1 protein-coding gene is annotated in these 1,340 nt (G+C 38.4%); it reads right to left on the reverse strand.

Annotation, left to right across the window (positions count from 1 at the left end):
• Positions 1–1,340: YfcC family protein (locus I3255_RS14380; protein ID WP_238039432.1), on the reverse strand; the 1,340-nt coding region annotated here is incomplete at both ends.

A 1,340-nucleotide genomic window follows, 5' to 3' on the forward strand; every position in this document is an offset into this window, starting at 1 on the left:
ATACCATTGTATTGAGAATAATAAAGAAACAAACTAATGGCAGTATAAAACGCAACCATACACCATAAGAAATACGAGCAACTGCGAGCCCTCCCATTAGTACCCCATAGGTTGGTGTAATAAATAATACAGTCCCTATTCCGCACATAAAGCCTGTTACTACAAGATCTCGGCCGGTATTCGCAAAATCACTTAAAGGCGCTAAAATTGGCATGCTCATCACGGCTAGACCCGTCGTTGATGGGACAATAAAAGAGAGCATCATTTCTATCCAGTATACGGTATTAATATAGATAAATGAGCTTTTACCTGCAACAATACCCTCGGCATAATGCAATATCGTGTCCGTAATATTGCCAGCTTCCATAATCACAACAATACCACGGGCCAACCCAACAATAAGCGCAACTCCAATAAGATCAGCGGCACCTGCAACAAAAGCACTAATTAATCTCTCTTCTCCTAGACGACCTACAATACCACACACAATTCCCATAAAGATAAACAAGGTTGCCATTTCTCCCATCCACCAGCCTAAGGAAGAAACGCCATATATCATGATGATGAAAGTTAATGCAAATAACACCAAAACCATTTTTTGTGATCCAGTTAAAGTTGGAATCTCATTATCTTGGTTGTTGCTTAACAAAAAATGTTTTTCATTAGCCTCTTTCATATCATAAATAAGAGATGCAGTTGGATCCTTTTGAATTTTCTTTGCATATCGCATGACATATAAAATCGCAGCAATTAGACCTGCAATTAAAATAACAATACGAAGATCAATACCGGCTAGAAAATCAATACCAGCAGCATTTGAAGCAATCACAGTACCAAATGGATTAATGGTAGAGCCTAGAGTTCCAACGCCAGTACCTACAAAGATCACAGCAACCGCAACCAGAGGATCAAACCCTGCCGTCATAAATATTGGAATTAAAAGAGCATAAAAAGCTAATGATTCTTCTGCCATACCATAGGAAGTCCCACCTAAAGCAAATAAAACCATTAAAATAGGAATCATATAGATTTCTCGACCTTTCAATTTCACCATAACACGACTAATACCAGTATCAATCGCCCCTGTTTTGGTAACAACCCCTAAAAAACCACCTACCATTAAAATAAATAAGCTGACATCCACTGCACCTATTGCACCTGATATTGGGCTATAAAAACCTGATATTGGAGCCATTAAAGTTTCAAAAAAACCTTGCGGTGAAGAAGCTATAATTTCATATGAGCCTGGAATTGGTACCTCACGACCTAATTGCTCATTCATCACACGATGATATTGCCCAGCGGGTAAAACATAAGTTAGTACAGCAAAAAAAGCGATC

This window comes from Psychrobacter sp. Ps6 (genome assembly GCF_022129235.1).
In the GTDB taxonomy this organism is placed as follows: Bacteria; Pseudomonadota; Gammaproteobacteria; order Pseudomonadales; family Moraxellaceae; genus Psychrobacter.